This window comes from Pseudomonas sp. LBUM1671 (assembly GCF_059695685.1).
Map to the genome: position 1 here is coordinate 3,936,366 of NZ_CP166782.1, position 12,212 is coordinate 3,948,577.

Here is a 12,212-nt window from a genome sequence, read left to right on the forward strand (position 1 = left end):
AGCCTCGTTTCACTCGACAGCTCCTACAGGGACCGACAGACAATTAAAAAGGATTTGCCCCATGAACATCGTCAACAAAACCCTGACCGCCTCCCTCCTCGCCCTTTCCATCGGCAACGCATTCGCCGCCGGCAGCCCGGGTGTCGAACACAACACCCAAGCGTTCCTCGAAGCCCTCGCTGCCGGGGGTGGCAAGCCGCTTGAGCAGTTGAGCCCGAAGGAGGCTCGTGCGGTGCTGACCGGTGCGCAAAATTCGGTGAAGGTTGACCTGTCGGGTGTGGACGTCAGCGACCGTGCGATCAAGGTCGATGGGCAAACCATCAATCTGAAAATCGTTCGGCCGGCCAAGGTCGAAGGTGAATTGCCGGTGTTCATGTTCTTCCACGGTGGCGGCTGGGTGCTGGGCGATTACCCGACTCACCAGCGTCTGATCCATGACCTGGTGGTGGGCTCCGGCGCGGTCGCGGTGTATGTCGACTACACGCCATCGCCGGAAGCTCACTACCCGACCGCAATCAACCAGGCCTACGCCGCGACCCGTTGGGTGGCCGAGCATGGCAAGGACATCGGGGTCGATGGCAAACGCCTGGCGGTGGCCGGCAACAGCGTCGGCGGCAACATGGCGGCGGTCGTGGCGTTGATGGCCAAGGAACAGAAAACCCCGGCGCTGCGCTTCCAGCTGTTGATGTGGCCGGTGACCAACGCGCAGTTCGACAGCGGCTCGTACCAGCAATTTGCCGAAGGCCACTTCCTGACCAAGGGCATGATGAACTGGTTCTGGGACAGCTACACCACGGACCAGGCCGAGCGTGCGCAGATCCATGCCTCGCCGTTGCAAGCCAGTGCCGAACAGCTCAAAGGCCTGCCCGCCGCCCTGGTGCAAACCGCCGAGTTCGATGTGTTGCGTGACGAAGGCGAAGCCTACGCCCGCCACCTCGACGCGGCCGGTGTGCCGGTCACGGCGGTGCGCTACAACGGCATGATCCACGACTTCGGCCTGCTCAACCCGCTGAGCCAGATTCCGGAAGTCAAGGCGGCGGTTCGTCAGGCGGCATTGGAACTCAAGACTCACCTGAACTGAGACCACCTCGCCTCGCCACACTGCAATGTGTGGCGAAGCTGATTGCCCTTGTAGCAGCTGTCGAACTGTGGCGAGGGGATTTATCCCCGTTCGGCTGCGCAGCAGTCGTGAAGCCTGAATGCAAGGTCGTTCTGACACACCGAATCGCCTGATTTCACGACTGCTTCGCAGCCGAACGGGGATAAATCCCCTCGCCACCGTGCTGGGGCTCGACAGCTGCTACATGTATCGAAAGCGTTCTTTTAGTCGGAGTTTCCCCATGTCCTTTATCCTCGCCCATCTGCTGTCCTGGAGTGCCCTGTTGCTGGTGATCGACGCCGTGCTCTGGCACCTCGCGCCGTTCAAGCATCGCGTCACGCGGGTTGGCGTGCGGCTGGCGCTGTTCGTGATGTTCAGCGCGCTGGTGATCAATGCCGGCGTGAGCCCGTTGCAGGCGCCGCTGTTGGCCGAGGATCGTGTCGCGCAACTGGGTGCCACGGCATTGGGGATTCTCTGGTGGCTGTACGCCGCGCGGGTGCTCACCGAAGTCATCGGCCTGGTGCTGATGCGTCGCATCGGTCACAGCGGTCGCTTGTTGCAGGACGTCATCGGTGCACTGGTGTTTCTGATCGCCATCGTCGCGGCAGCCGGTTACGTGCTGGAGCTGCCGGTGAAAGGCTTGCTGGCGACGTCCGGCGTCGTGGCCATCGTCGTCGGCCTGGCATTGCAAAGCACTTTGAGCGACGTGTTTTCCGGGATCGTGCTCAACACCACCAAGCCGTATCAGGTGGACGACTGGATCATGATCGATGGCGTTGAGGGTAAGGTGCTCGACATCGACTGGCGCGCCACGCATCTGCTGACCAGCGCCGGCAGCACTGCGGTGGTACCGAACTCGGTGGCGGCCAAGGCGAAGATCGTCAATCTGAGCCGGCCTAATAACATGCACGGCGTGTCGATCAGCATCCAGGTGCCCAACCACATTCGCCCGCGCCGGGTGCTGGATGCCCTCGAGCGCACGCTTCAAGGCAGCAGCAGTTTGCTGCTTAACCCGGCGCCGAAAGCGGTGCTCAAAGAGGCTGGGGAAACCATGTCCGAATACGTGGCCAGCGGATTTATCACCGAGCTTGGCAAGAAAAGCGAAGTGCGTAATCAGCTGTTCGACCTGGCACATCGGCACCTCGAAGCGGCGGGGATTTCCCGGCAGATCGATGGCGTGATTGAACCGACAACCCGCGCTCGGGCATTGCTCGATGAAGTGAAGGTCTTCCGTTCCTTGAGCGAGGACGAGCGTGATCAATTGGCTCAGTCGATGGTCCCGCAGCAGTACGCGGCAGGCCAGGTGGTGCTGGCATTGGGTGAAGTGCCGGACAGCCTGATGGTGATCGCCACGGGCGTCGTCAGCGCTACAGTTCCGGACGGCACCGGTCAAACCGAAGCAGGTCGCATGGGGCCGAGTGAGGTGATGGGTGAACAGAGCATCCTCACCGACACACCGTCCCAGGCCACCTTCACCACCTTGACCTCGTGCATCATTTACCGGATCGACAAATCCCTGACCCGTAGCTGCATGGAACAACGGGTTGAAGTGGGTCGGGCGTTGAACAAGCTGCAGGCGGTGCGGCAGCAGAACAGCCGGTTGGCGTTGATGGCCAAGCCGGTGCAAATCAAGAAAAGCGGCTTCCTCAGCTGGCTGCAAAAACGCCAACAGGCGTAACGGATCACACGGTTTCATGTAGCAGCTGTCGAGCTTGCGAGGCTGCGTTCGGCTGCGCAGCAGTCGTGAGTCCAACCAACGCGGTGTGTCAGAAAAAACTCGCACTCAGATTTTACGACTGCTGCGCAGCCGAACGCAGCCTCGCAAGCTCGACAGCTGCTACAGAAAGCTCGTTCGTCAGACAAAAAAATGCCCGCACGGTCGCGGGCATTTTTATGGATCGCCGGGCTTACTTCGACGTCAGCACCGCGTAGCTGTTCATCAAATTGCGATAGTTCGGAATGCGCGTCGACAGCAGGTTCGCCAGGCCTTCCATGTCGTTGCGCCAGTCGCCCTGCAGCTCGCAGGCCACCGAGAACCAGTTCACCAGTTGTGCACCGGCCGCGGTCATGCGTGCCCACGCGGCTTGCTGCACGGTTTCGTTGAAGGTGCCCGAAGCGTCGGTGACCACAAACACTTCAAAGCCTTCCGCCAGCGCCGACAGCGTCGGGAAGGTGACGCACACGTCAGTCACCACACCGGCGATGATCAGTTGCTTGCGGCCGGATGCTTTAACGGCCTTGACGAAATCTTCGTTGTCCCAGGCATTGATCTGGCCTGGACGCGGGATGTACGGCGCGTCCGGGAACAGTTCCTTGAGCTCAGGCACGATCGGGCCGTTCGGGCCGCTTTCGAAACTGGTGGTGAGGATGGTCGGCAGTTTGAAGAACTTGGCCAGGTCCGCGAGGGCCAGCACATTGTTCTTGAATTCGTTCGGCGAGAAATCCTGGACCAGCGAGATCAGGCCAGTCTGGTGGTCGACCAACAGGACAACAGCATCGTCTTTGTTCAGGCGTTTGTACGGAACGTTGCTCATGTGAATCTCCTCGATGGATGGGTATTACGCATGGCGCCGACGTGCTGCATCGGCGCTGATTGTGATCGTCAGAACGCGAAGCACGAGCAGCCGAACGCGCCCCAGAAACCCGCAAAATCACTGACCGGCGCGTTCGACAACCGCGCCTTCTCATGGCTGTGGGCATGCACGCCACACGGCCCGCTGCAATGGTGAACCTGCGCCTGCATCGGCGACGTCGGACGCCAATGCCCCGGCACCTTGACCACCGGCGACCAGTCCGGCAGCACCGGCACGCTGGCCGGTCCGAGTTTTTCGAAATCACCGGCGGCGTACACCACCTTGCCGCCGACCACGGTCAACACCGACTCGATCCACTTGATCGCTTCTTCATCGACGCTGAAAAAGTCCGCACTCAAGGCCGCCAAGTCAGCCAGTTGGCCGACCTTGATCATGCCTTTCTTGCCCTGCTCGGAAGAGAACCAGGCGCTGCCGTGGGTGAACAGTTCCAGTGCCGTTTGTCGCGAAAGCCCCTCGGCGTGCAGCTCCAGGCCACCGACGGTGCGGCCGCTGACCATCCAGTACAACGAAGTCCATGGATTGTAGCTGGACACTCGCGTGGCATCGGTGCCGGCGCCGACCGGCACCCCTTCGGCCAACATGCGTTTGATCGGCGGCGTGGCTTCAGCCGCTTTGGCGCCGTAACGCTCGACAAAATATTCGCCCTGAAACGCCATGCGATCCTGAATCGCAATCCCGCCACCCAACGCCCTCACCCGCTCGATGTTCTGCGGCGTGATAGTTTCAGCGTGGTCAAAAAACCACGGCAAACCGTTGAACGGAATGTCACGGTTGACCTTCTCGAACACGTCGAGCATGCGGCTGATGGATTCGTTGTACGTGGCATGCAAACGGAACGGCCAGCGCTGCTCGACGAGGTGGCGAACCACCGGTTCCAGCTCGTCTTCCATGGTTTGCGGCAGGTCGGGACGCGGTTCAAGGAAGTCCTCGAAATCGGCCGCCGAGAACACCAGCATTTCCCCGGCGCCGTTGTGTCGCAGGTAATCGTCGCCCTGATGCAAGGTCACGCTCGACGTCCAGTTCTTGAAGTCGGTCAGCTCTTCTTTCGGCTTCTGCGTGAACAGGTTGTAGGCGATACGAATGGTCAGTTGCTGGTCCTTGGCCAACTGCTCGATCACCTGGTAATCGTCCGGATAATTCTGGAAACCACCGCCGGCATCGATGGCGCTGGTCAGGCCGAGGCGGTTGAGTTCACGCATGAACTGGCGGGTCGAGTTGACCTGATATTCCAGCGGCAACTTCGGCCCTTTGGCCAGCGTCGAGTACAAAATCATTGCATTGGGACGCGCGACCAGCATGCCAGTCGGCTCACCGTTGCTATCGCGCACAATCTCACCACCCGGTGGGTTCGGCGTGTTGCGGGTATAACCGGCCACGCGCAATGCAGCGCGGTTGAGCAAGGCGCGGTCGTACAAATGCAGGACAAACACCGGGGTGTCCGGCGCGGCCTGGTTGAGCTCTTCGAGGGTCGGCATGCGCTTTTCGGCGAACTGGAATTCGTTCCAGCCACCGACCACGCGCACCCATTGCGGCGTTGGCGTGCGATCGGCTTGATCCTTGAGCATGCGCAAGGCATCGACCACCGACGGCACGCCTTCCCAGCGCAGTTCGAGGTTGTAGTTCAAACCACCACGGATCAGGTGCAGGTGTGAGTCGTTAAGGCCGGGAATGACGCAACGGCCCTTGAGGTCGATGACCTGGGTGCCCGACCCCCGCAGGGCCATGGCGTCGGCATCGGTGCCGACCGCAACGAAGCGGCCTTCGCTGATCGCCACCGCACTGGCGCGCGGGTTTTCACGGTCAACGGTATGAAATTGGCCATTGAATAAAATCAGATCGGCGTTCATCGCGTTTCCTTGGACTGAGGGGAATGGGACAGCCACGGCGCGAACAGACGCGTCGCCATCGGCATGAACAGGTACACCACCGAAACGACGATGGTCAGCGTGATCAGGAACGTCGCGACCACGTAATTGGATAGGATGGCGTTGAGTTGCAGCAGCGGGCCCCAGAGCAGCGGCACCAGCAAGGTGTGCGGCAGAATCACCAGCAGCGTCACCACGGCCTGCTTCCAGCGCGGCGGCGGTGGCGAAGCGGCGTCGGCTTGCGTCGCGAACCAGAACTCATTGACCGGGTTGACCTCGGTCTGGTCGCCATCGGCGAGCATTGGCGTGGCTTCGTTGACCAACTCCAGACGCTGCGGCGAATCGAGCCAGCTTTGCATCGCGTCGGTGGAGCAAAAGCGCAGCACGCAGGTGTACATGTCGAGGCCGGCGTTTTTACCGCGCATCACGTCAACGCCCAAGTGCCCTTCCTGCTGCCCGGCGATGCTGACAATGTTGCGCAACCAGGCTTCATAGGGCACTTCAAAACCGGCCTTGACCCGGTGCTTGATCACCAGGGTCACGACTTCCTCGAAACGATTGGATTCAGGCATAACGCAACGCTCCGGCAAATCGGACATTGAGCGCCAGCCGTCCCGGCCCAGCGATAAAAAGGCTGGTGAACACAATCAACAGCAGCCAACCGAACTGCCCTTCCTCGACACTCCATTGCGCATGCACCACCAGCAGCGCGATCAGCAACACCGCCAAAATCGGCAGGCACGCCAGACGCACCAACACCCCGGCGATGATCAGCAACGGGCACAGCACCTCGGCAAAAATCGCCAGCATCAGCGTGATGTTCGCGCCCAAGTGAAAAGGGTCTTCGATGACTTGCAGTTGAGCGCCGTAGTTAAGCAACTTCGGCAAGCCGTGCACCCACAGCAGAAACACACCGCCACTGACCCGCAAAAACAGCAGTCCGAAATCCTGCGCCCGTTCATCCCATCGCGACATATTCATGGGCTACCTGCTCAAATGAAAAACCACCGGCAACGATGCGCCGGGACATCTTTCGATAGTGCCGGTGTGGGTGCCGGAAAAATTGGATGTGTGTGCTCTTTTTGCCAATGAGCCGGATCTACAACCGACGAAGCTCCCACAGGGGAATCTTCATTGCTGGAAGCTTTCTGCCAGGCACAAAAAACGGCCTCTACCGAGACCGTTTTTTTTCGCATCAAAACCACAGGCGTGACGCTCGCCCTGCTCAAGGAGTGGCCCGAACGATATATTCACGGACATCAAAGGGCTGCACCGTCGCGGGATCCGGGACCTGATCCATATTGACCCTGAAGCGAATGGACAATGTGCTGCCGACAGCCAATAGCCTCAAATAGCTGTACGCAATCGTAATGCTGTGGCCATTGGTCGTAACCCAATTTCGATGAACCGAATTGCGGGCACCCGTCCATACAATGAGATTGTGACTGCCACCGCTGGCGTTCTCGCCTTCCAGATCCAGCCAGATCCGCTGTCCAATGGCGATATGCGGCCAGCCACCAAACGTGAGAGTCGCCCCGGCCATGACGTCTTTCAGATCCAGTTCGTCTGTACCGTTCGCCTGGGTAATCACCGGAGCAATCAGCGCGGTTGACGGGATCGCCAGCACGTTAAGGGGAAACGGTTGTGAGGTCACCGGAGGCGATGCTCCGCGTGTGTAAGTAAAGGTAATCTGGGCTTTTTTACCGACGCTAAACGCCACCAATGACTCGGGCAGCGAAATATCCAATGGGCGAGTAGCGCCAGCGATAACCGGGTTTGTCGTGTGCGTACCCGCTGAGGGCGTACCCGAGGCGGCTGTCCACGTCACCGTGACACTGTCGCCGGCTTCCAGGTCATCCACGACAGCGGTCAAACTGCCTGTAGCCGCCAGCGGATCCAGGTTGAGATTATCGGGCGCTTCTTTGATCGATAGGGGTCGATCCTGCAACTTCACGTTGATCGTCCATCGATTGGACTTCTCTCCATCACCGTCAACAACAATAGCCGTCAACACGTTTTGACCATCAATCAGCCCGTTCACTTGGTGCTGCCAACTACCGGCAACGACATTGGCCGTGCCTTGGGGAATTTCCCCGTTAAAGATTTCCACTTCTTCACCGTTCGCACTGCCATGTACCGTCACAGTGGAGTACTCGGTGTCCCCACCATTGGCAATGTCCTGACCGAGCGGATTTTTCACCGACAAGATCTTCGGTGGTTCGGGCGTTATCGACGCGGTTGTTCTGACGATGTAGTTTCGATGCGCAAACTTCTGGGCAAGGGCCTCATCCTGGCTTCCTTGCAGGCCTGTCTTTAACTCCAGGGTCAGCGTGCTGCGATCCTTGAGCCCCTTCAGCCGGACAGCGGGGTAGTTTTGCGCATAGAAACCCTTGCTGAATGACTGGCCGACAACGTTGTCCGGCGGACGCCAGTACACCTCATTGAAATCGCTACCGTCGGCATTGACGCCTCTGAGACGCAACCAGAAATACTGGTCTCGGGTTTGCAGAGCCCATGAGTTTATCCGCAAGGTAAATTCAGTCAGGGCCCTCACATCAAGGGCCAAGCCTTCGCCAAAGTCCTGCGCCTGCGTAATGAAAGGTCTGGGCAAATCGTTTTGCGTGACAGGCAGCACGTACAAAATCAGCGGCTGCGAAGTGACAGGTTCCGAAGTGCCTCGCATCACGGTGTAGCTCAGCGCCACCGTCATTCCCTGATTAAAGATCACCAGCAACGCGCCGCCAATCCCGACCTCCAACGGCCGCAACCCATCCACCGGGAAAAACCCCGAGGTATATGACCCGGCCCCCGGCGCGCCTGCCCAAGTCACGCGGACCCTGTCACCGGGTTCCATCGGGTACTCCATGACAACCCTGCAGCTATACCTGACCGCCACTGAATTCAGTTGGTCGGAGTCCGGGCTTTCCCGAATGTACGGAGGCGGCAAGTCGTCGGTGACCAACTCGGCAGGCTGACTATTCATCATTCGTTCCCTGTGCGTGATTGATCTGATTCCTTGGGCACGGGGTATCACACACCGGATCGTGAAGAACCGCTACTGTCAGAACTTACAGGTCAAGGGCGCTTACAGACGAACGGTCGATAGCGTTGAGGGATCGAGGGGATCGAAAGGGGAAACGTTGTCGGTTTCCGGGGAATTGGGTGTGGCTTTGCATGTGGTGAATCGCCGGTATACCTGGAACCACCAACACCTGTCGCTAAACAAGTAAGGCTGGCGGCTGTACGCAGGTTAGCGAACCGAGAGGCAAGTAACGCTAAACACCTTTAAACACAGCCCTAAAATCAACATACATTCCCCTCTGATAGCGGGCTTGCTCGCGATGGCATTGGGTCAGCCGACATCAATGTTGAATGACACACCCCCATCGCGAGCAGGCTCGCTCCTATAGTGAATGGGTGTATGACTTGAGGATAATGGTCGGCTGTCAGGCCGCCTTCGCGGGCAAGCCTCGCTCCTACAATGGATCGGTGCACACCGTACGCTTTTCACCACTCAACAGGCCGAGCGTTAGCTCGCCTGCAGCTTTTGATCTTGATCTGCCCGCCCCGTCGGGAGGCCGAGTGGAGGCGTTCATCTGGGGGTGGGCGCGTAGCGCCGTGCGGCGAAGCCGCACACATCGAGAGGAGGTCGAAGCGAAGCCGACCGGAGGCGATGCCCCCAGATGAATGCCGGAGCGAGGGTACGCCGAGCCCAGGCGAGGGGCCGGACGCTGGGGCGAAGCCTTTTGGTTCCTTTTTGGCGTTTGAAAAAGGGACTCGCTGTAAGAGCGAAACCATAAGTGGCCGTTACCGCAGGAACGGATATGTACACCCAGGAAGAGATAGGTCGGCTATCAGGCCGCCTTCGCGAGCAAGCCCGCTCCCACAGTTGGATGGCGTACATCAAGGGGAACCTGGTCGGCCCGGAGGCCGCCACGTTCAAGCCGAAATCGGCAAAGGCCTCGACATGAACTCGCTGATCCGCGACCGCAACCACCGCTCCGCCGGATCGTTGTCATGCACCCCGCTCCAGGCCATCGACAACTGCGCCGCATCAATGGGAAACGGCGGATCCTCCGCCCGCAATGCACACCCCTCAACCAACGCACACGCCGCATAATCCGGCACAGTCGCAATCATCTCAGTCCCGGCCAGCAACGCCCGCAACCCGCTGAACTGCGGCACGCCCAATACCACACGGCGGCTGCGACCAACCTTGGCCAGATCCAGATCGATATTGCCACTCAGATCGCCCGAGAACGACACCATGGCATGCGGTCGTTCGCAGTATTCATCGAGCGTCAGCGTCCCCGGTCGCTTGTCCCCACGCAGCACCTTGCAGGGGATGTCCCGCAACTTCTTGCACTTGGCATTCGCCGGCAAATCCGTGGTGTAGCTCACCCCCACGGAAATTTCCCCCGAGGCCAGCAGTGCCGGCATCAGCAGATAGTTGGCACGACGCACCACCACGACGATCCCCGGAGCCTCTTCCTGCAGTTGCCGCAACAACGGCGGAAACAAACCGAATTCTGCGTCGTCCGACAAACCAATGCGGAACACATCATTACTGGTTGTCGGATCAAATTCCTTCGCTCGGCTGACCGCCCCGGAAATCACATCCATCGCCGGTTGCAGTTCCTTGAGAATCGCCAGCGCCCGCGCCGTCGGCTCCATGCCGCGACCGTTGCGCAGCAACAACGGATCGTCGAACAGGTCCCGTAACCGCCCCAGCGCCGCACTTACCGCCGGTTGCCCCATGAACAGCTTTTCGGCCACACGGGTGAGGTTCTTCTCGAACATCAACGCTTCGAAAATCACCAGCAGGTTCATGTCGACGCGACGCAGATCGTTACGGTTCATAGGCACGGTTTCCTTGTGTGTTCAGCCAGGCAAGAAGCGTTGCGACTTTACTCGATCAGCGGCACTTTCGCCGCACGTTTGTAAGGCCCGTATTCCACCGGCACCCACTGGAAATGCTTGCCCTCTGCGGCGATGTGGCCGATGCCAGGAAACGGCAAGTGCGCCGCCGTCACCCAGGTCTTGCTCGCCGCCGCCTCACTGAACACCTTGGCGCGACTCTTGATGGCCTGCTGACTGTTGACGTCAAAACCGATCGACACTTGCGGGTGTTCAAACTGCACAGCGAGGTTATGCACCAGGTCACCCATGAACAGAATGCTCTGCCCCTGGGAGGTGAAGCGGTAAGTGGTGCTGCCCGGCGTGTGCCCGCTTTCCAGCTCGGCCTCGACCACGCCCGGCACCGGCGACTGGCCGGTGGCGAAGGTTTTGAAACGGCCTTCGGCCGCATACGGCGCGGTCGAGTCCTGGGCGATTTTGAAGTACGGCTTGGCACCCTCCGGGGCCTTGGCGAGTGCCTGCGGATCAAGCCAGTAATCGGCCTCTGCTTTCGCCGCAAACACCGTGGCATTGGCAAAAACCGGTTTCTGCTGGCCGTCGACCAGCCCGCAGACGTGGTCCAGGTGCAGGTGCGTCAACAGGATGGTGTCGACTTGCGCAGGCTCGTAACCGGCCGCTTTGATATTGTCCGAGAGCATGCCGGCCGTTTCGCCGATGCACTGGCCAGCGCCGGTGTCTACCAGGATCAGCTGCTTGCCGGTGTTGATCAGAAACGCGTTGAACGCAGTCTGCACGCCTGGCGTTTCAATCGAGCGACGGGCCAGCAGCGCGCGGATCTGGCTCTGGGGCAGGCCCTTGAGCAGTTTGGGCGACAGGTCGTTGTAGCCATCGAACAGCGCCGTCACCTCGTAATCGCCCACCGCCAGACGGAAGTAACCCGGTACTTGCGTGCCAACCTGTGCCGGTGCCTGAGCCGAGGCAATACCGGACGCCAGCGCAACCGCGAGCCCCAGCGCGCAAACCAGAGAATGTTTCATGCCTTCACCCTTGATCGAGTCAGAAAAGCGGCAAGGTATACGCCGCCGGATTGGGGGCGATTTTGCACGGGGCGAGCCCGAAGAAATTGCAGCAATGTGCTGAGTTAGCGCTGTTGTTCATTCCTGAGCACCGACGGAATTAACAACGTTTAACTCGCCTGTCAGCGCCCTGCGACCAAGAATGAAGCTCACCGACACGGACATTTGTCATGGCCCATTCTCAGCAAAACGTCGCCCGCGCGACTGTCACTGAAGCGCGCAAGAAAACCACCGGCGGCCTGACCCCGTGGCGCGAAAGCCTGGTCAAGCAACTGATCCTCGAACGCCTGGGTGAAACCGTTGAAGTGACCGAACTGGCCCGCGCCTGCGCCCTGTCGCGCAGTCATTTCTCTCGCGCGTTCAAGTGCAGCACCGGGCTCTCGCCGCAGGACTGGATCCGCCACCAGCGCATCGCCCGGGCCAAGCAATTGATCCAGAGCACCGACCTGACACTGACCCAGATCAGCCTCGAATGCGGCTTCTGCGATCAGGCGCATTTCTGCCACATCTTCACCCGCAGCGAAGGGATCAATCCATTTGCGTGGCGATGCCGTGCGGTGCGCACCCTCCCCCAGCGCCCCGCGTACACCGCTCAAACTCACGCGCAATAAAGCTCGACCCGCACGCGCTGTAGCAGCTGTCGAGCTTGTGAGGCTGCGTTCGGCTGCGCAGCAGTCGTGAAACCTGAGTACGCGGTTTTCCTGAAACACCGCGTTGGCTG

The 12,212-nt window shown here is 59.9% G+C and carries 10 protein-coding genes; 3 read left to right on the forward strand and 7 right to left on the reverse strand.

Going from position 1 to position 12,212, the window contains the following annotated elements; all coding sequences use genetic code 11:
- The first annotated feature begins 61 nt into the window (after positions 1-61).
- Positions 62-1,081 carry an alpha/beta hydrolase gene (locus tag ACA060_RS18070; protein WP_497312218.1) on the forward strand — a complete coding sequence of 340 codons (1,020 nt, stop codon included), beginning with the start codon at positions 62-64 and terminating at the stop codon, positions 1,079-1,081.
- A gap of 259 nt (positions 1,082-1,340) precedes the next feature.
- Complete coding sequence (locus tag ACA060_RS18075; protein ID WP_497312220.1) at positions 1,341-2,777, forward strand: mechanosensitive ion channel domain-containing protein; 1,437 nt, start codon at positions 1,341-1,343, stop codon at positions 2,775-2,777.
- Between the two features lie 229 nt (positions 2,778-3,006).
- Here the strand turns inward: ACA060_RS18075 and ycaC are convergent, their stop codons facing one another.
- From ycaC to ACA060_RS18110, 7 genes are all read right to left on the reverse strand, one after another.
- Positions 3,007-3,633 (reverse strand): isochorismate family cysteine hydrolase YcaC, encoded by a 627-nt coding sequence (gene ycaC, locus ACA060_RS18080; protein WP_497312222.1) that lies wholly within the window; start codon positions 3,631-3,633, stop codon positions 3,007-3,009.
- A gap of 68 nt (positions 3,634-3,701) precedes the next feature.
- Entirely contained in the window at positions 3,702-5,540 is a 1,839-nt protein-coding gene (locus ACA060_RS18085) for an amidohydrolase (RefSeq protein ID WP_497312224.1), read from the reverse strand.
- Complete coding sequence (locus ACA060_RS18090) at positions 5,537-6,130, reverse strand: antibiotic biosynthesis monooxygenase (RefSeq protein WP_497312226.1); 594 nt, start codon at positions 6,128-6,130, stop codon at positions 5,537-5,539. The genes ACA060_RS18085 and ACA060_RS18090 overlap by 4 nt, the downstream gene beginning before the upstream one ends.
- Entirely contained in the window at positions 6,123-6,539 is a 417-nt protein-coding gene (locus ACA060_RS18095) for a DoxX family protein (RefSeq protein WP_497312228.1), read from the reverse strand. The genes ACA060_RS18090 and ACA060_RS18095 overlap by 8 nt, the downstream gene beginning before the upstream one ends.
- Before the next feature lie 244 nt (positions 6,540-6,783).
- Positions 6,784-8,412 (reverse strand): hypothetical protein, encoded by a 1,629-nt coding sequence (locus ACA060_RS18100; RefSeq protein WP_497312230.1) that lies wholly within the window; start codon positions 8,410-8,412, stop codon positions 6,784-6,786.
- Positions 8,413-9,497: 1,085 nt separating this feature from the next.
- Positions 9,498-10,418, reverse strand: coding sequence for a LysR family transcriptional regulator (locus ACA060_RS18105; RefSeq protein WP_109632979.1), 921 nt, complete (start codon positions 10,416-10,418; stop codon positions 9,498-9,500).
- Between the two features lie 47 nt (positions 10,419-10,465).
- Positions 10,466-11,452 (reverse strand): MBL fold metallo-hydrolase, encoded by a 987-nt coding sequence (locus ACA060_RS18110; RefSeq protein ID WP_497312232.1) that lies wholly within the window; start codon positions 11,450-11,452, stop codon positions 10,466-10,468.
- 209 nt (positions 11,453-11,661) lie between these two features.
- Here ACA060_RS18110 and ACA060_RS18115 point away from each other — a divergent pair, with 209 nt between their 5' ends.
- Positions 11,662-12,102 carry a helix-turn-helix domain-containing protein gene (locus tag ACA060_RS18115; protein WP_109632982.1) on the forward strand — a complete coding sequence of 147 codons (441 nt, stop codon included), beginning with the start codon at positions 11,662-11,664 and terminating at the stop codon, positions 12,100-12,102.
- The last annotated feature ends 110 nt before the right edge of the window (positions 12,103-12,212 follow it).

Coding starts and splice junctions, on each gene's coding strand:
- ACA060_RS18070 (WP_497312218.1), top strand. CDS start 62: ATGAACATCGTCAACAAAACCCTGACCGCCTCCCTCCTCGCCCTTTCC.
- ACA060_RS18090 (WP_497312226.1), bottom strand. CDS start 6,130: ATGCCTGAATCCAATCGTTTCGAGGAAGTCGTGACCCTGGTGATCAAG.
- ACA060_RS18110 (WP_497312232.1), bottom strand. CDS start 11,452: ATGAAACATTCTCTGGTTTGCGCGCTGGGGCTCGCGGTTGCGCTGGCG.
- ACA060_RS18105 (WP_109632979.1), bottom strand. CDS start 10,418: ATGAACCGTAACGATCTGCGTCGCGTCGACATGAACCTGCTGGTGATT.
- ACA060_RS18115 (WP_109632982.1), top strand. CDS start 11,662: ATGGCCCATTCTCAGCAAAACGTCGCCCGCGCGACTGTCACTGAAGCG.
- ACA060_RS18075 (WP_497312220.1), top strand. CDS start 1,341: ATGTCCTTTATCCTCGCCCATCTGCTGTCCTGGAGTGCCCTGTTGCTG.
- ACA060_RS18100 (WP_497312230.1), bottom strand. CDS start 8,412: ATGGAACCCGGTGACAGGGTCCGCGTGACTTGGGCAGGCGCGCCGGGG.
- ycaC (WP_497312222.1), bottom strand. CDS start 3,633: ATGAGCAACGTTCCGTACAAACGCCTGAACAAAGACGATGCTGTTGTC.
- ACA060_RS18085 (WP_497312224.1), bottom strand. CDS start 5,540: ATGAACGCCGATCTGATTTTATTCAATGGCCAATTTCATACCGTTGAC.
- ACA060_RS18095 (WP_497312228.1), bottom strand. CDS start 6,539: ATGAATATGTCGCGATGGGATGAACGGGCGCAGGATTTCGGACTGCTG.